Source organism: Streptomyces coelicoflavus, from assembly GCF_003112555.1.
GTDB classification, from domain to species: domain Bacteria; phylum Actinomycetota; class Actinomycetes; order Streptomycetales; family Streptomycetaceae; genus Streptomyces; species Streptomyces coelicoflavus.
Genome location: NZ_BEWB01000002.1, coordinates 1 through 15,886, shown reverse-complemented (window position 1 = coordinate 15,886; position 15,886 = coordinate 1). Strand labels below are relative to the sequence as shown.

The 15,886-nt window shown below is 71.4% G+C and carries 14 protein-coding genes; 2 read left to right on the top strand and 12 right to left on the bottom strand.

Annotated features, from left to right (window positions below; genetic code table 11):
* Nucleotides 1-73 precede the first annotated feature (73 nt).
* From Sco07f_RS00270 to Sco07f_RS00245, 6 genes are all read right to left on the bottom strand, one after another.
* Nucleotides 74-1,687 carry a beta-N-acetylhexosaminidase gene (locus Sco07f_RS00270; protein WP_087790750.1) on the bottom strand — a complete coding sequence of 538 codons (1,614 nt, stop codon included), beginning with the start codon at nt 1,685-1,687 and terminating at the stop codon, nt 74-76.
* 1 nt (nt 1,688) lies between these two features.
* Nucleotides 1,689-2,534 carry a carbohydrate ABC transporter permease gene (locus Sco07f_RS00265; protein WP_042826247.1) on the bottom strand — a complete coding sequence of 282 codons (846 nt, stop codon included), beginning with the start codon at nt 2,532-2,534 and terminating at the stop codon, nt 1,689-1,691.
* Nucleotides 2,531-3,523, bottom strand: a complete 993-nt coding sequence (locus Sco07f_RS00260) for a carbohydrate ABC transporter permease (protein WP_108986605.1) — start codon at nt 3,521-3,523, stop codon at nt 2,531-2,533. The genes Sco07f_RS00265 and Sco07f_RS00260 overlap by 4 nt, the downstream gene beginning before the upstream one ends.
* On the bottom strand, nt 3,520-4,818 hold the full coding sequence (locus Sco07f_RS00255; protein WP_007450146.1) for an extracellular solute-binding protein: 1,299 nt from the start codon (nt 4,816-4,818) through the stop codon (nt 3,520-3,522). Before Sco07f_RS00255 ends, Sco07f_RS00260 begins: the two co-directional genes overlap by 4 nt.
* A 254-nt stretch (nt 4,819-5,072) precedes the next feature.
* The gene (locus Sco07f_RS00250) at nt 5,073-5,357 is read right to left on the bottom strand and encodes a DUF3039 domain-containing protein (protein ID WP_007450147.1); all 285 of its coding nucleotides are present in this window, start codon (nt 5,355-5,357) and stop codon (nt 5,073-5,075) included.
* Nucleotides 5,358-5,387: 30 nt separating this feature from the next.
* Nucleotides 5,388-5,960, bottom strand: a complete 573-nt coding sequence (locus tag Sco07f_RS00245; RefSeq protein WP_042826249.1) for a YqgE/AlgH family protein — start codon at nt 5,958-5,960, stop codon at nt 5,388-5,390.
* Nucleotides 5,961-6,193: 233 nt separating this feature from the next.
* Between Sco07f_RS00245 and murA the strand changes: the two genes are divergently transcribed.
* Entirely contained in the window at nt 6,194-7,540 is a 1,347-nt protein-coding gene (murA, locus tag Sco07f_RS00240) for a UDP-N-acetylglucosamine 1-carboxyvinyltransferase (RefSeq protein WP_007450161.1), read from the top strand.
* A gap of 193 nt (nt 7,541-7,733) precedes the next feature.
* Here murA and Sco07f_RS00235 read toward each other — a convergent pair whose 3' ends face one another.
* The 6 genes from Sco07f_RS00235 to Sco07f_RS00210 all read right to left on the bottom strand — a co-directional run bounded on the left by Sco07f_RS00235 (nt 7,734) and on the right by Sco07f_RS00210 (nt 14,810).
* Nucleotides 7,734-8,015 (bottom strand): HU family DNA-binding protein, encoded by a 282-nt coding sequence (locus Sco07f_RS00235; RefSeq protein WP_003950507.1) that lies wholly within the window; start codon nt 8,013-8,015, stop codon nt 7,734-7,736.
* 353 nt (nt 8,016-8,368) lie between these two features.
* Nucleotides 8,369-9,784: an NAD-dependent malic enzyme gene (locus Sco07f_RS00230; protein WP_108986604.1), complete on the bottom strand. Its 1,416-nt coding sequence runs from the start codon at nt 9,782-9,784 to the stop codon at nt 8,369-8,371.
* Between the two features lie 421 nt (nt 9,785-10,205).
* Complete coding sequence (locus tag Sco07f_RS00225) at nt 10,206-12,557, bottom strand: HelD family protein (RefSeq protein WP_161337124.1); 2,352 nt, start codon at nt 12,555-12,557, stop codon at nt 10,206-10,208.
* Between the two features lie 82 nt (nt 12,558-12,639).
* Nucleotides 12,640-13,428, bottom strand: a complete 789-nt coding sequence (rsuA, locus tag Sco07f_RS00220; RefSeq protein WP_108986603.1) for an anti-sigma U factor RsuA — start codon at nt 13,426-13,428, stop codon at nt 12,640-12,642.
* Nucleotides 13,429-13,499: 71 nt separating this feature from the next.
* Complete coding sequence (locus Sco07f_RS00215; RefSeq protein WP_007450155.1) at nt 13,500-14,024, bottom strand: sigma-70 family RNA polymerase sigma factor; 525 nt, start codon at nt 14,022-14,024, stop codon at nt 13,500-13,502.
* A 195-nt stretch (nt 14,025-14,219) separates the two neighbouring features.
* Nucleotides 14,220-14,810, bottom strand: coding sequence for a CGNR zinc finger domain-containing protein (locus tag Sco07f_RS00210; protein WP_007450159.1), 591 nt, complete (start codon nt 14,808-14,810; stop codon nt 14,220-14,222).
* Nucleotides 14,811-14,999: 189 nt separating this feature from the next.
* On the opposite strand from Sco07f_RS00210, the gene Sco07f_RS00205 reads away from it, so the two are divergent.
* Nucleotides 15,000-15,560, top strand: coding sequence for an anthrone oxygenase family protein (locus Sco07f_RS00205; protein WP_108986602.1), 561 nt, complete (start codon nt 15,000-15,002; stop codon nt 15,558-15,560).
* Nucleotides 15,561-15,886 lie beyond the last annotated feature (326 nt).

Below are 15,886 nucleotides of genomic sequence, written 5' to 3'. Positions count from 1 at the left end.
GCGACGTTTAGGGGTCTTTCGCGTTCTGTGTTGTGCTCTGTGTGCTGTTGTTCGTCAACCGTCCGGTGTTTTCCTACTTGTTCGGCGGCGGTCCGTCGATCGGCCGGCCGAGCACACCGGGCCGCTGCTGCCAGGGCAGCGGGCCGGCGGGCGGCCGGTAGCCGACGCCCAGCGCGTCGAGGCGCCGGTAGTGGGCGGCCATCCGCCGTTCGAAGGCGGCGTAGTCCCGGTCGGCCGGGGCCGGCAGGGCGCTCCAGGCGACCTCGGCGAAGGCGGCGAGCCTGGGGAACACCTGGTAGTCCACGCGTCCCTGGTTCTCCATCACCTCGGTCCACACGTTCGCCTGGGTGCCGATCACGTGTCCGGACTCGTCCGGCGTCAGTTCGGCGGGAACCGGTTCGAACCGGTAGACGTCCTCCAGGGTGCGCACGAAGCCGATCGGCACGGGTTCGTCCTCGCCCGGGGCCTGCCGGTGGTCCAGGTACACCTGCTGCTCGGGGCACATCACGACGTCGTGTCCGGCGCGCGCGGCGGCGACCCCGCCCGCGTAACCGCGCCAGGAGGCCACGGCCGCACCCTTGGCCAGTCCGCCCTCCAGGATCTCGTCCCAGCCGATGAGCCGGCGCCCGCGCTGGGTGAGCCAGGTGTCGAAGTGCTGGATGATCCAGGCCTGGAGTTCGTCCTCGTTCGCGAGGGCGAGTTCCTCGATGCGCGCCTGTGCGGTGGCCGACGCCCGCCACTGCTCCTTGGGACATTCGTCACCGCCGATGTGGACGAACTCCGACGGGAAAAGCTCCAGCAGTTCCTCGAACACGCCCTCGTAGAAGCGCAGCACGGCCTCCGTGGGGGCGAGTACGTTCGGGGAGACGCCCCAGGTGTCCCAGACGGACAGCGCGCCGGTGTCGATCACATCCGTGTTGCCGAGTTCCGGATACGCGGCGATGGCGGCCTGCGAGTGTCCGGGCACGTCGATTTCGGGGACGACGGTGATGTGCCGTTCGGCGGCGTAGGCGACGATCTCCCGGATGTCGTCCTGGGTGTAGTAACCGCCGTGCGGTTTGTCCTCCCACAGCGGTGAGGCGCGGTGGCCGTATTTCGTGCGCGACCGCCAGGAGCCGGTCTCGGTGAGCTTCGGGTGGCGGGTGATCTCCACGCGCCAGCCCTGGTCGTCCGTCAGGTGGAAGTGCAGGACGTTGAGTTTGTGCGCGGCCATCAGGTCCAGGTAGCGCAGGACGCCGTCCTTGGGCATGAAGTGCCGGGCGACGTCCAGCATCAGGCCGCGCCAGCGGAAGCGGGGCGCGTCCTCGACGCGGACCAGCGGCAGCCGCCAGCGGCGGTCGGGCAGCGGGGCCCGCCGGAAGGCGTCCGGGCCGAGCAGCTGGCGCAGCGTCTGGGCGCCCCAGAAGAGGCCGGCCGCGTCGCCGCCGGTGAGGTGCACGCCCTCCGGGGCGACGACCAGGCGGTAGCCCTCGTCGGGCAGTCCGGCGTCGAGGGCGAGGCGGATGGCGCCGCCGCCGCCCGCTCCGGGCGCCAGTGGCAGCCCGGTGGCGGCGCCCAGCGTGGCGCGCAGCCAGCGCTCGGTGCGCCCGGTGCCCTCGCCGGCCACCAGGGCGGTGTCCGGGCCGAGGTCGAAGAAGCCGTCCCCCTGGGACGAGACCTGCTGGGGCTGGGGGAGAACGTCGTTCACGTCAGTCCTTTACCGCTCCGCCGAGGCCGGAGACGAGTCGTCGTTGCACGAGTACGAAGAAGACCAGCACCGGAATCGTCATCACCGTGGAGGCGGCCATGACGCCGCCCCAGTCGGGGTCGTCCGGCTTGTAGAAGACCAGCAGCGCCATCGGCAGCGTCGACTGGGAGGTGTCGCTGATGATGAACGACTTGGCGAACAGGAAGTCGTTCCAGGTCGAGATGAAGGAGAAGACACTGGTGGCCACGAGGCCCGGGAAGACCAGCGGGAAAAGGATCTGCCAGAGAAAGCGGCTCCGGCTCGCCCCGTCGATGTAGGCGGCCTCCTCCAGGGCCTCCGGCACGGCTTTCACGAAGCCCCGCAGCATCCAGATCGCGAACGGCAGCGAGAAGGCGATGTGCGGCAGGATCAGCGAACCCAGGGTGTTCAGCTGGCCGAAGTCCCGCATGAGGAAGAACAACGGGATCGTGAGCGCTTCCACGGGCACCATCTGGGCCACCAGGAACATGATCATCAGGGTGGTCCGGAAACGGAACCGGAAACGCGTCACCGCGGTCGCCGCGAGGAACGCGATCAGCGCCGAGGCGATCACGACGGAGCCCGCCACGATCAGGCTGTTGAGAAAGTAGCGGCCGAATTCCTGCTGTTCGAAGACGCGCCGGAAGGAATCCAGCGAGGGGGTCAGGGTCCAGGGCCGGGGCTCGCTCGACTCGATCTCCCCGGCCGGTTTGAAGGCGCTCAGCACCATCCAGTAGAGCGGGAAGGCGACCACTACGGCGATCAGCAGCGCGGACGCCTCTGCCGCGAGCCGCCACGGACGGCGCACACGCGCGCGCGGAAGATTCACAGCTCCTCCCCCTGTCGGCGCAGCAGCCGCAGGTAGACCAGCGTCACGGCGAGCAGGATCAGCAGCATGACGACGCCGATCGCGGAGCCGAGGCTGTACTGCGAGGACGCGAAGGCCTTCTGGTAGGCGTAGACGTTCAGGACCATGTTCTGGCCGGCGATGCCGCCGCCGCCCGTCATGACGTAGATCTGGGTGAAGACCTTGAAGTCCCAGATGACCGACTGGATGGTCACGACCACCAGGATCGGCCGGAGCATCGGCGCGAGCACCGAGCGCCAGATCCGCCACTGGGAGGCCCCGTCGAGCGCGGCGGCCTCGAGCACCTCGGAGGGCACGGCCCGGATCCCGGCGTAGACGGTCACCATGACGAACGGGAAGGAGCACCAGACCACTTCGAGCAGCACGAGCAGGAAGGCGCTGTAGCGCCCGTACGTCCACGAGTGGTCGCCGAGGCCCAGCATCCGGTTGACCGGCCCGAAGTCCGGGTCGAACAGCAGCAGCCACACCGTCGACCCGGTGACCGCCGGGGTCGCCCACGCGCCCAGCCCCGCCAGCATCAGCGCCAGCCGGGGCAGGGCCCGCACCCGCGTCAGCAGCACGGCGAGCGCACACCCGACCGCCAGCGTCGACACGACACAGGCCCCTGCGAACACGACGGTGGCGAGCAGCACCCGCCAGAACTCCGCGTCCCCGAACAGCTCGGCGTAGTTCCCGAACCCCTGGAAGGTCGTCGGCTCCCCACCACTGACCTGAGCCTGCGTGTACTCCAGGAAGGAGATCAGCCCGAGCTGGTAGACGGGGTAGACCAGCAGCCCACCAAGGACGACAAGAGCGGGGGCGAGATACAGCCAAGGTGTACGGGAGGAGCCCCGGAAGGGGCGCGGGGCCGTGTTGGATGTGCGGCTGCCGCCGCGTGGGCGCGGCAAGCCACGACGTTCCCGCACCCGCCCACGAACAACGCCCCCCGGGCTACTGGGCGCTGCACTCATCCGGCGGAGCCGAACGCGTCGTCCATCTTCTTCGCGGCATCCCCAGCGGCAGCGCCCACGTCCTTCTTGCCGCTGACCACCTCCTGGAACATCGTCGGCAGCACCTGCGAGGAGTCGATCGTCGCCCACGCGGGAGAGGCCGGGACGAACTTCGTGCCCGCGGCGAGCGTGTCGACGAACGGCTTCACGAACGGTTCCTTCGCCGCGACCTGCTGCCGTACGTCCGCGAAGGTCGGCAGGAAGCCCATCGCGTCGAACAGTTCGCCCTGCGCCTTCTTCGACGCGAGCCGCTTCATCAGGTCGACGGCGAGGGTGCGGTGCGAGGTGCTCTTCAGGACGCCGATGTTGTTGCCGCCCGCGAAGGCGGGGGCGATGGAGCCGGGCTCGACGCCGGGCAGCGGCACGACCGCGTACTTGCCCTTCACCTGGCCCGCCTCCACGGCCTGGTGGCTGAAGTCGCCGCCGATGGCCATGGCCGCCTTGCCGGAGGCGAAGGCGGTGACGGTGTCGTTGCCGCCCATGCCGGCGCACTTGGCGGCGGGGCAGTTGTCGTCCCCGAAGAGGGAGGTGTACGCCTTGATGCCCTTCCGGGCGGCGGCGCTGTCGATGGCGGCGGCGTAGGAGCCGCCCTTGCCGGTGGCGAGTTCGCCGCCGTTCGCCCAGATGAAGGGCATCGCGCCGTAGGTGTAGGCGCCGCCGACCGCGATGCCGTAGAGGTCGGGCTTCGCGGCGTGCACCTTCTTGGCGGTGGACGCCAGCTCCGCCAGCGACTTGGGGGGTTCGAGACCCAGCTCGTCGAAGACGTCGGTGCGGTAGTACAGGGCGCGGACGCCGACGAAGTAGGGGGCGCCGTAGACCTTGCCGTCCACGGTGACGGACTGGCGGGCGGTGGGGTCGGTGTCCTTGGCCTCGTCCCAGGCCGCGAACTCCTCCGATATGTCGGCGAGTCCGCCGTCCTTGACGTATCCCGCGGTGTCGGTGTTGCCGAACTCGATGACGTCGGGGGCGGACTTCGGGTCGTTGAAGGCGGCCTTGATGCGCTGGGCGCGGGTCTCGACGGGGATGTACTCGACGTCGACCTTCGTGCCCTCGTGCGCCTTCTCGAAGTCGGCCAGGACGGCGTCGACGACCTTTTCCTTCGGCTTGGTGTTGACCTCCTGGAACAGCCAGACGCGCAGCGTGCCGCTCTTCTCGTCCTTGCCGGAGGAGGAGTTGTCGGACGTCTGGGGTGCGCAGGCGGTCGCGGCGACGACGGCCGCGGCCAGCAGTACGGCCAGGCGGGGGGCGAGCTTCATGGAGTCTTTCCTCCGGGCGTGCGTTGCAACATATGCAATGACGGTTTCGCTCTGCACAACACCCAGGAGCGTAGGGAGACATGAACCTGTCCACAAGAGGTCTGAACCAGTTCGTAAACCTCTTTGTTGATCAGCCCCGGCTCAGCCCCGGCCGAGTTCGGGCTCGGCCCGGACGCACGAAGGCCCCCGGAGTGCGCGCGGGCACACTCCGGGGGCCTTCGGGAAGTTCTGAGAGGTCCGTACGGGCAGAGGCGCTACTTCTTGTCGCCGCCCTTGCCCTCGTCCCCGCCGCCGTTCATGGACTCGTAGATCTCCTTGCACATGGGGCAGACGGGGTACTTCTTCGGATCGCGGCCCGGCACCCAGACCTTGCCGCACAGCGCCACGACGGGGGTGCCGTCGAGGGCGCTCGCCATGATCTTGTCCTTCTGGACGTAATGCGCGAAGCGCTCGTGGTCGCCGTCGCCGTGGGACGTCTGCGGCGTCGGCTCGACGAGGGTTCCCGTACCTGTCCCGCGCTCGGGCTCGAGAGTGCTCATAACCGCCAAGGGTACTGAAGCTCACACGCTTCAGTTGAGCGACGGGTCGTCCGGGTACGTCGCCACCATCGCCAGGTCGCCCCGCTGGCGGCGCAGCACCTCGCGCCAGAGTCTCTCGGGGAACGGCGAGGAGACGTCGCCGGGCTCGGACTCGACCACGTACCAGGCGCCCTCGGTCAGCTCGTCCTCCAGCTGGCCCGGCCCCCAGCCCGCGTACCCGGCGAAGATCCGCAGGGCGCCCACGGCGGACGCCAGCAGCTCCGGCGGGGCCTCCAGGTCGACCAGGCCGATCGCGCCGTGCACCCGGCGCCAGCCCAGCGGCGCCCGCTCGCCGGACGCCCCGCCGGGGACGACGGCGACGCCGAGGGCCGAGTCCAGGGAGACCGGGCCGCCCTGGAAGACGACGCCCGGCTCGCCGGCCAGGTCCGCCCAGTCCTCCAGGATGTCGCCGACGTCGACCGGTGTGGGACGGTTGAGGACGACACCGAGGGAGCCCTCCTCGTCGTGGTCGAGAAGGAGCACCACCGCACGCTCGAAGTTCGGGTCCGCCAGGGCGGGCGTTGCCACGAGCAGCCGCCCCGTGAGCGAGGACACCTCGGTCATGCCAGACATGATCCCGCATGTTCCCCTTCCGTGGGGAGGCAATCGAGGGCACGGGGGTGAACACGCACCCGCGCACGCCCCCGAGTCGTGACCCCCCGTACGCGCCGGTGAACACCGCGTGTTGTGACAAATCCATGACGTTGTCCGACCGTGCGGAGGCGCCCTGAAGGGGGGTACAAGACGATTACCCTTTCCCTTCTGGCCCCTGCCCAACCCCACGGAACGCGAGATTCATGACCGTCAACGGCGCTGATGACGTACTGCTTGTCCACGGCGGAACCCCGCTGGAGGGCGAGATCCGGGTCCGCGGTGCGAAGAACCTCGTGCCGAAGGCCATGGTGGCCGCCCTGCTGGGCAGTGCGCCGAGCCGGCTGCGCAATGTGCCGGACATCCGCGACGTGCGGGTCGTACGCGGACTGCTGCAACTGCACGGGGTGACCGTCCGTCCGGGCGAGGAGCCCGGCGAGCTGGTGATGGACCCCTCCCACGTGGAGAGCGCGAACGTCGCCGACATCGATGCCCACGCGGGCTCGTCGCGCATCCCGATCCTGTTCTGCGGCCCGTTGCTGCACCGTCTCGGGCACGCCTTCATCCCGGGTCTGGGCGGCTGCGACATCGGCGGCCGCCCCATCGACTTCCACTTCGAGGTGCTGCGGCAGTTCGGCGCGAAGATCGAGAAGCGGGCGGACGGCCAGTACCTGGAGGCCCCGCAGCGGCTGCGCGGCACGAAGATCCGGCTGCCGTACCCGTCCGTCGGCGCCACCGAGCAGGTCCTGCTGACCGCCGTGCTCGCCGAGGGCGTCACGGAACTGTCCAACGCGGCCGTGGAGCCCGAGATCGAGGACCTGATCTGCGTCCTGCAGAAAATGGGCGCGATCATCGCCATGGACACCGACCGCACGATCCGCGTCACGGGCGTGGACGAGCTGGGCGGCTACACCCACCGTGCCCTCTCGGACCGCCTGGAGGCCGCCTCCTGGGCCTCCGCGGCGCTGGCCACCGAGGGCAACGTGTATGTCCGCGGGGCCCAGCAGCGCTCGATGATGACGTTCCTGAACACCTTCCGGAAGGTGGGCGGGGCGTTCGAGATCGACGACGAGGGCATCCGCTTCTGGCACCCGGGCGGCCGGCTGAAGTCCATCGCCCTGGAGACGGACGTGCACCCCGGTTTCCAGACCGACTGGCAGCAGCCCCTGGTGGTCGCCCTGACCCAGGCCACGGGCCTGTCCATCGTCCACGAGACGGTCTACGAGTCCCGGCTGGGCTTCACCTCTGCGCTCAACCAGATGGGTGCCCACATCCAGCTCTACCGCGAGTGCCTCGGCGGCTCCGACTGCCGCTTCGGCCAGCGCAACTTCCTGCACTCGGCCGTCGTCTCCGGGCCGACCAAGCTGGAGGGCGCCGACCTGGTCATCCCCGACCTGCGCGGCGGCTTCTCGTACCTCATCGCCGCCCTCGCGGCCCAGGGCACCTCCCGGGTCCACGGCATCGACCTGATCAACCGCGGCTACGAGAACTTCATGGACAAGCTCGTGGAGCTGGGCGCGAAGGTGGAACTCCCGGGCAAGGCCCTGGGCTAGCAACCCGCACGAACGCCGATGGGGCGGTCACCCGGACTCGGGTGACCGCCCCATCGGCGTTGCGTGGAGCGCCCCTGCAAGGGGCGCGGGGAACTGCGCGACCAGCCACACCCGGCCCGCGACCGCGAAACGACCGCATACCGGACGAACGATCCGCGCAGTCCCCGGCGCTCACAGCGGAGCGCCTACGCGCTTACTTGCCCTTGGCGGCTTCCTTGAGCTTCGAGCCCGCCGAGACCTTGACGCTGTAGCCGGCCGGAATCTGGATCGGCTCGCCGGTCTGCGGGTTGCGGGCGGTGCGAGCGGCACGGTGGGTGCGCTCGAAGGTCAGGAAGCCGGGGATGGTGACCTTCTCGTCGCCCTTGGAGACGATGTCGCCGACAACCTCGGCGAACGCGGCCAGCACGGCGTCGGCGTCCTTGCGGGTCACCTCGGCGCGGTCGGCCAGGGCGGCCACCAGCTCACTGCGGTTCATGTTGTTACTCCCGTGTTCTACTTGCCGTTGAGGCGTGCCACGCGGCGGAGCCGCACATTGGGCACAGCGATGCCGATGCTGCCAGGGCCCTCTGACATTCCCCGGACCCGGGTCGGTCGTCAGGCCCTCGCGCCCAGGGAGGCATCCTGCCTCCACCTGCGGCGGTAAAGCCAATCCGGCACCCCCAGGAGGTCGTGCGAACACCCTTGGGAGTCACACGCCGAGAGGGCCTGAGCCTTGCGCAACCCTAGAGGGCGATCCGAGGCCCGACATCCCGCGACGCGCCGGAGCGGCGGCCCGCCGTGGTGATCCTCACCACCACGCCACAGGCCGCCTTCCCCGGCCGGGGGAACCTACGCCACCACTCCGGCGGCCTTCGCCGCCTCCCGCACGGCGCCCGCGACGGCGCCGGCGACCTTGTCGTTGAAGACGCTGGGGATGACGTAGTTCGGGTTGAGCTCGTCCTCGCCGACCACGTCCGCGAGGGCGTGCGCGGCGGCCAGCATCATCTCGGTGTTGACGGTGCGGGACTGGGCGTCCAGCAGGCCGCGGAACACACCGGGGAAGACCAGCACGTTGTTGATCTGGTTCGGGAAGTCGGAGCGGCCGGTGGCGACGACCGCGGCCGTCTCCCGGGCGACCGCCGGGTCGACCTCGGGGTCGGGGTTCGCGAGCGCGAACACGATCGCGCCCTCGGCCATGGCCGCCACGTCCGCGCCGTCGAGGACGTTGGGGGCGGAGACGCCGATGAAGACGTCGGCGCCGTGCACGGCCTCCTTGAGGGTGCCGGTGAGGCCCTCGGGGTTGGTGTTGTCGGCGATCCAGCGCAGCGCGGACTCCGGGGCGGCGTCGACCAGGTCGGCGCGGCCGGCGTGCACGACGCCGTGGATGTCGGCGACGACGGCGTTCTTGACGCCCGCGGCCAGCAGCAGCTTCAGGATGGCCGTACCGGCGGCGCCGGCGCCGGACATGACGACCCGTACGTTCTCGATGGGCTTGTCCACCACGCGCAGCGCGTTGGTCAGGGCGGCGAGGACGACGATGGCGGTGCCGTGCTGGTCGTCGTGGAAGACGGGGATGTCGAGGGCCTCGCGCAGCCGGGCCTCGATCTCGAAGCAGCGGGGGGCGGAGATGTCCTCGAGGTTGATGCCGGCGAAGCCCGGGGCGATGGCCTTGACGATCTCGACGATCGCGTCGGTGTCCTGGGTGTCCAGGCAGAGCGGCCAGGCGTCGATGCCAGCGAACCGCTTGAACAGGGCCGCCTTGCCCTCCATCACCGGCAGCGCGGCCTTCGGGCCGATGTTGCCGAGGCCGAGGACGGCGGAGCCGTCCGTCACGACCGCAACCGAGTTGCGCTTGATGGTGAGGCGGCGGGCGTCCTCGGGGTTCTCGGCGATCGCCATGCAGACGCGGGCCACGCCGGGCGTGTAGACCATGGAGAGGTCGTCGCGGTTGCGGATGGGGTGCTTGGACGCCATCTCGATCTTGCCGCCGAGGTGCATGAGGAAGGTACGGTCGGAGACCTTGCCCAGGCTGACGCCCTCGATGCCGCGCAGCCGCTCCACGATCTCGTCGGCGTGGGAGGTCGAGCCGGCCGCGATGGTGACGTCGATGCGGAGCTTGTCGTGGCCGGAGGCCGTGACGTCGAGGCCGGTGACCGAGCCGCCGGCGGACTCCACCGCGGTGGTGAGCTGCGAGACGGCGGTTCCGCCCGCGGGCACCTCCAGTCGGACCGTCATCGAGTAGGAGACGCTGGGCGCCGTTGCCATGGCCGACTTCCTCTGCTTTCACCGTGTAACTGGGTTGTGCCGTCCGATCGTCGCACCTACCACCGAGTACGCGGTAGCCGCCCCGGATTGCGAACTTTTTGTTCGCGCCGGTTTCGGAAAACGACTTCCACCATACGAGAAGTAGCCCGTCGGGGGAAGAGGGCGCCGCAAGACGCGGAGGGGACGCGTTCCGGTCACCGAAGGAACCCGCGGGACGGGAATTGTCTTGCGGGGATCGTTTGTTACCTTGGACGTGGCACCGGCTCGATCCAAGCCCCCGGGCCCAACCATCGTCGCTACGAGCGACCACTTGCCGCGAGGCGAGCATGGCGGGTCGGTGCCACCTAAACGGAAGAAAGCGAAGAGCGAGAGGCCCGCGCCGTCCGACGGCGCGGGCCTCTCGCGTGGGCGGACACGCCCGTCAGTCGCGCAGCAGGTCCGGCACCCCCGAGGCGTCCGGCTCGTCCCGCTCGCAGGAGACCACCGTCAGCTGCTGCGTGGCCCGGGTCAGGGCGACGTACAGCACGCGCAGGCCGGCCGGCGACTCGTCGGCGATCTCGGCCGGGGAGACGACGACCGTGGCGTCGTACTCCAGGCCCTTGGCCTCCAGGCTGCCCAGTGCGACCACGCGGTCGCCGAGCCCGGCCAGCCAGCGCCGGGCCTCCTCGCGCCGGTTCATGGCGACCACGACGCCGACGGTGCCGTCGACGAGGCCGAGCAGCCGGGCCGCCTCCGCGCGGACCGACTGGGCGAGGGACTCGTCCACCACCGTGAAGCGCGGCCGCACGCCGGTCGAGCGGACGGCCGACGGGGACCGCGAGCCGGGCATGGCGAGCGCGAGGACCCTCGCCGCCAGCTCGGCGATCTCGGCCGGGTTGCGGTAGTTCACGGTCAGCTCGAAGCGGCGGCGCGGGCGGGTGCCCAGCGCCTCGTCCCGGGCGGCCGCCGCCTCGTCGGGGTCGGACCAGGAGGACTGGGCCGGGTCGCCGACGACCGTCCAGGTGGCGTGCCGGCCGCGGCGGCCCACCATCCGCCACTGCATGGGCGTGAGGTCCTGCGCCTCGTCGACGATGACGTGCGCGTACTCGGTGCGCTCCTGGGCGAGGCGCTCGGCCCGCTCCCACTGGGTCTCCTCGCGCTGCGGCATCAGCTCCTCGAGCCCGGTGAGCTGGTCCAGCGGGTCCTGCTCGCGCCGCTTGCGGGGGCGGGCCGGGGTGCCGACGATCGCCTGGAGCTCGTCGAGCAGGGCGATGTCGTGCACGGAGTGGCCCTCGCGCCGCAGTGACCGGGCCACCTTGCGGACCTCGCCCGGGTTCAGCACCCGCCGGGCCCAGCGGCCGAGGCGCCGCTCGTCCGCCATGGCCGCCAGCACGGCGCCCGGGGTCAGCTCGGGCCACCAGGCGTCGAGGAAGGCGAGGAAGGAGTCCTCGGAGCTGACGTCCTCGTCGAAGGAGGAGCGCAGCTCGGCGGCCAGCTCGGGGTCGGAGTGCCGGGCCCCGGCGCCCGACTTCTGCCACAGGGCGTCCAGGAGCAGCCGGCGGGCGCGGGGGCGCAGCAGGTTGACGGGCGCGGTGCCGCCGAGGACGGTGCGGCGGATGCCGGCCAGTTCCCCGGCCTCCAGTTCGAGGCGGCGGCCGAAGGCGACGACCCGGAGCAGGGACGGCGAGTCGGCCGGTTCCAGCGCCCCCCGCGCGGCCTTGCGCAGCACCGTGAGCATGCGGGAGGAGCCCTTGGCGCGGGCGGTGGCCGGGGAGTCGTACAGCGTGGCCTCCGCGCCCTCGACCAGGGAGCCGATCGCGCGGATCGCGACCTGACCCTCCTCGCCCAGGGAGGGCAGCACGCCCTCGGTGTACGCCACGAGCAGCGGCGTCGGCGAGACGATGAGGATGCCGCCCGCGTACCGGCGCCGGTCCTGGTAGAGCAGGTAGGCGGCCCGGTGCAGGGCGACGGCGGTCTTGCCGGTGCCGGGGCCGCCCTCGACGTAGGTCACGGAGGCGGCGGGGGCGCGGATCACCTGGTCCTGCTCGGCCTGGATGGAGGCCACGATGTCCCGCATGGAGTGGGTGCGGGCCTGGCCGAGGGCTGCCATCAGGGCGCCGTCGCCGACGACGGCCAGCTCCTCGCCGTTCAGGCGGGCGGTGATCTCGGGCCGCATCAGGTCGTCCTCGACGCCGAGGACGCGCCGCCCCTTGGAGCGGATCACCCTGCGGCGCACGACCCGGCCCGGGTCGACCGGCGTGGACCGGTAGAAGGGGGCGGCGGCGGGCGCCCGCCAGTCGATGACCAGCGGGGCGTAGTCCTCGTCCAGGACGCCGATGCGGCCGATGTGCAGGGTCTCGGCGATGTCGGCGGTGTCGTCGGGCCCGAGGGCGCCCTCCGCGGGCTCGACCGCCGTGTACGCGCCGTCCGGGCCCTTCTTGCCGTCCTTGCCGAGGAGCAGGTCGATGCGGCCGAACAGGAAGTCCTCGAACTCGTTGTTCAGGCGGTTGAGGTGGATGCCGGCCCGGAAGACCTGCGCGTCGCGCTCGGCGAGGGCGCCGGGCGTGCCGACGTGGCCGCGCTGGGCGGCGTCGTGCATGAGGAACTCCGCCTCGTGGATCTTCTCCTCGAGGCGCCGGTACACCCGGTCGAGGTGCGCCTGTTCCACGTCGATCTCTCGGTCGCGCACGGAGTCCTCGCGTGTGGAGTCCTCCCGCGCGGAGTCCCCTCGTACGGGTCGTACGGGGTCGTGCTCCGAGTCGACCGCTGAATCCTGTTGAGCCTGTGCGGCCACCGGGCCCCCTTCTGACGTGCTGGGCAGCCGTCAAAAATACGCGAAGGGGGCCCGGGAAGCTACGGCGCGCCTGCGGCCCGCGCTACGCGTCGACCTCCACGAGCCGCTTCCCGTCGAAGGTCATGACCTCGAAGTGGGAGATCTGGTTGGGCTCGAAGGCGGCTCCGCCGTGCACGTAGAGCGGCTTCTTGGCCTTCTCGGTGGTGGCGCCCGGGATGCCGTACCCCCAGTCGGGGACCGTCCAGGAGGTGAGCGTCTCCCGCTCGCCGTTCTTGCCGACGGCGACCAGGGAGCACTTCTGGGGGCCCTTGAGGTTCTTCAGCTCCAGGACCGTTTCGGTGCCCCAGGCCTTCTTCTCCAGCGCCACGGTCGCGCTGACCTGTGTGCCCGGGTCGGTGGCGGTGACCCGGTCCGGCATGGCGGCGAAGGCGGCCTCGGCGGGGCTCGCGGCCTGCCGCGTCGCCTCGGTCCTGCGTCCGCCGCCGTCGTCACCGCCCCCTCCCCCGCCGCCCGTGGTCGCCACGGCGGCGAACGGGCCGCCGATGATCAGCGCGGCGGCGGTGCCCACCAGGTAGAAGTTGCGGCGGCGCTTGCTCGCGCGGCGTTCGGCGACCTCGTCGACGAGCTTCTCCGAGAGCCGCGCGCCGGGCTTCGCGGTGAGCGACTCGGCGATCGCGGGCGTTCCGGTGCCGGGCAGGTCGGCCAGCGCCGCCATCATCGGCTCCATGCCGGCCAGCTCGTCGAGCTGCTGGGCGCACCACTCGCAGGTGGCGAGGTGCGCCTCGAAGGCGGTCGCCTCCGCGTCGTCGAGGATTCCGAGGGCGTAGGCGCCGACGGTCTCGTGCTCGTTCGGCGCCGGTGATCCCTGCATGGGGACAGAATTACCCGAATCCCCCGGGCCGAATCCCCCGCCGAATCCCTGAGCTCCCCCGTACCCGCTCATCACGCCGTCACCCCCCGCTCCTCCAGAGCCAGCTTCATCGAACGCAGGGCGTAGAACACCCGGGAGCGCACGGTGCCGCTGGGTATGCCCAGTGTCTGCGCCGCCTCATTGACGGTACGCCCTTTGAAGTACGTCTCGACGAGGACCTCCCGGTGGGCCGGGGTCAGGTCGTCGAGCGCGTCCGACAGCGTCATCAGCCACAGCGCCTTGTCGATCTCGTCCTCCGCGGGGATGACCTCCAGCGGCGACGGATCGACCTCCTGCGGCCGGGCCTGCCGGCTGCGGTGGCCGTCGATGACGATGCGCCGGGCGACCGTCACCAGCCAGGGGCGTACCGATCCGGTCGCACGGTTGAGCTGACCGGCGTTCTTCCAGGCACGGATGAGCGTCTCCTGGACGACGTCCTCGGCGCGCTGGCGGTCCCCCGCGACCAGCCGCAGCACGTAGGCCAGCAAGGGGCCGGCGTGCTCGCGGTACAGCGCGCGCATCAGCTCCTCGTCGGGTTCCGAGGACGACTGCGACATGCGATGTCGGGCCCTCGCACCACGTTCATTGGCCACGACGGAATCCTTGCGCACGCCCACCTCCGATGTCCGGGGGTTCCCCCAGTCGGTCGCTCGCCCATTCGGTACGGACGCGAAGTGCGGCGTGTTCAAAACGAGATGAGAGATTTCCCGAAGGCGGTGTGACGAACGGGGCGCGGGCGGACCTACGGGTGCTTACCGGGCCAGGGCCGCGCGGCGCCGGTGCCGGGCGACGCGCTCGCGGTTGCCGCAGATCTCGCTGGAGCACCAGCGGCGGCGGCGGCCCCGGGAGGTGTCGACGTACACGATGGGGCAGTTGTCGCCCGCGCACTGCCTCAGGCTCGCCCGCGCGACCGGGTCGGTGAGCAGTTCCACCGCGTCCCGGGCGAGCGCGCCGAGCAGCGCCGCGCACCGTGGCGGCCCGGTCAGCTCCCGTACCAGGGTGCCGTCTTCTCCGGGCACCGCGCGGGGCGCGGGGGGTGCGGCGAGGGCGAGTTCGTTGACGCGGGCGAGCGCGAGGGCGTGGGCGGGGGTCGGGGGCGCCGGCCGGCCGCGCACCAACCTCGCGGTCTCGCCGCGCAGTTCGCGGAAGCCGGTCAGCCAGGTGAGGTCGGCGTGGGCCAGCGGGGTACCGGGCGGGACGAGTCCGGAGCCGGTGATCCAGGCGCGCAGCGCGTCCAGGGAACCGAGGCGTTCCACGGGGTGGGTGGTGGCGACGAGGTCCAGGCAGATCCGCCCGGTGTCGAACCGCAGCTCGTACGGGTCGGTGGCCGTACCCAGTGCCATGTTCCTGTCACCGCCTTGGGTGGCCCGGTGGGGGCGGGCCGGAGAGGGGAGCAGGGGAACCGCTCCTTCTACAGTGCCTGCCCGCCCGCGCGCCCGGAACCCCTCGTACCGCCCCCGTGTGGACGCTCGCGCATGCGCCCGCGCGTCCGGGCCATGTTCGGTACGCCGGGCCGCCGGTTGACTGGCCGCATGACGAACACCAACGGGGAACAGCGGTCCCGCACCGCCGGTGGAGTGCTGGTCGCGGCCACGGTCGCATCGGGCCTGATGGCCGGGACCTTCTACGTCTTCGCCTGTGCCGTGATGCCGGCGCTGGCACGCAGCGACGACCGCGTGTACGTGGACGTGATGCGCGACGTCAACGACGTGATCGAGAACCCGGTGTTCCTGCTGGGCTTCACGGGCGCGCTGGTCCTCGCGGGCCTCGCGGGGTGGCAGTCGCGCGGCCTGCCGGGCCGCTGGTGGATCTGGGCCGGCGCGACGGCGTACGCACTCGCCTTCCTGGTCACGGTGGCCGGCAACGTCCCCCTCAACGACGCCCTGGCCCGCCCGGGCGATCCGGCGGCGCTGCGCGAACGGTTCGAGGACCCGTGGGTGGCCTGGAACGTCGTACGCGCGGCCCTGTCGACGGCGGCGACGGCCTGCCTGGCAACGGCCCTGGCGACCCGACACCGCCCGACCCGCCCGGCACCGATGCCACCCCACCGCGCCGCGGCACCACACGGGACACCCCACGGCCCCGTCCACTGAGCAACCGGGCCGGGGACCGAGACCCGGCGGCCCGGCGGCAGGGTCCCTGTCCGGGGGTCGAGGGCAGCGTCGCTGGACGGGAGACCCGGGGGGCGGGCCCCGGCAACCCGAGGCAGCGTCGCCGACCGGGGGTGCGAGGCCCGGCGGCCCAGCGGCAGGATCCCTGGCCGGGGGCCGAGGGCAGCATCGCTGGACGGGAGACCCGGGGGGCGGGCCCCGGCAACCCGAGGCAGCGTCGCCGACCGGGGGTGCGAGGCCCGGCGGCCCAGCGGCAGGATCCCTGGCCGGGGGCCGAGGGCAGCATCGCTGGACGGGAGACCCGGGGG

Coding starts and splice junctions, on each gene's coding strand:
- Sco07f_RS00260 (WP_108986605.1), bottom strand. CDS start 3,523: ATGAGTGCAGCGCCCAGTAGCCCGGGGGGCGTTGTTCGTGGGCGGGTG.
- Sco07f_RS00255 (WP_007450146.1), bottom strand. CDS start 4,818: ATGAAGCTCGCCCCCCGCCTGGCCGTACTGCTGGCCGCGGCCGTCGTC.
- Sco07f_RS00250 (WP_007450147.1), bottom strand. CDS start 5,357: ATGAGCACTCTCGAGCCCGAGCGCGGGACAGGTACGGGAACCCTCGTC.
- Sco07f_RS00245 (WP_042826249.1), bottom strand. CDS start 5,960: ATGACCGAGGTGTCCTCGCTCACGGGGCGGCTGCTCGTGGCAACGCCC.
- murA (WP_007450161.1), top strand. CDS start 6,194: ATGACCGTCAACGGCGCTGATGACGTACTGCTTGTCCACGGCGGAACC.
- Sco07f_RS00235 (WP_003950507.1), bottom strand. CDS start 8,015: ATGAACCGCAGTGAGCTGGTGGCCGCCCTGGCCGACCGCGCCGAGGTG.
- Sco07f_RS00230 (WP_108986604.1), bottom strand. CDS start 9,784: ATGGCAACGGCGCCCAGCGTCTCCTACTCGATGACGGTCCGACTGGAG.
- rsuA (WP_108986603.1), bottom strand. CDS start 13,428: ATGCAGGGATCACCGGCGCCGAACGAGCACGAGACCGTCGGCGCCTAC.
- Sco07f_RS00215 (WP_007450155.1), bottom strand. CDS start 14,024: ATGTCGCAGTCGTCCTCGGAACCCGACGAGGAGCTGATGCGCGCGCTG.
- Sco07f_RS00210 (WP_007450159.1), bottom strand. CDS start 14,810: ATGGCACTGGGTACGGCCACCGACCCGTACGAGCTGCGGTTCGACACC.
- Sco07f_RS00205 (WP_108986602.1), top strand. CDS start 15,000: ATGACGAACACCAACGGGGAACAGCGGTCCCGCACCGCCGGTGGAGTG.